Consider the following 540-nt stretch of genomic DNA (forward strand, 5'->3'; position numbering starts at 1 on the left):
AACCGGTATAAAAGCCTAAATCCTTAACCAGTACCATAAATATGACAAATATTCGCAACATCCTGACGGGCCTTTTAGTACCGGCTGTACTGGCTTTGTGTTTTGTCTGGCCAATCCCGAATGACCAGCTTCCTTTTCACTGCAATGGCCTGATCTATCCCATCATCGCTGTGACCCTGGGTCTCTTTTTTAGCTCAAGCTCGGCGAAGAAAAACCTTGACGTCAGCAAAATCAAGTTCGTTCTCATCGCGATATGGGTATTAACTTTCTATATCTTGATTAACGGCTTTTTTGTCGCGCCTGATATAAAAGAGATGGTATCGACGTGGGATGGGCAATGGTTGCGCCCGGTATTACTTTTCTGCGCAGGTCTGGTGTTAATCCCGGCCATTCAAACCCAGTATCCTTCTATTTCAGCCGCACGCTATTTCACGCTGATCGTTCTCTTTTTCTGGGGCGTAGTCTGTATTCATTTACTGGATACGATCTGGCTCTACTGGCGCGACGGTGTGATCCATTGGGGCGAAACGCGGATTGTAT

General features: G+C 46.5%; 1 pseudogene. It reads left to right on the forward strand.

Going from position 1 to position 540, the window contains the following annotated elements:
- Window positions 1-41: 41 nt before the first annotated feature.
- Window positions 42-540, forward strand: a pseudogene (locus K5E19_RS23785) (O-antigen ligase family protein); the annotation flags it as partial.

The organism is Enterobacter sp. RIT637 (genome assembly GCF_019718755.1).
GTDB lineage: Bacteria > Pseudomonadota > Gammaproteobacteria > Enterobacterales > Enterobacteriaceae > Enterobacter.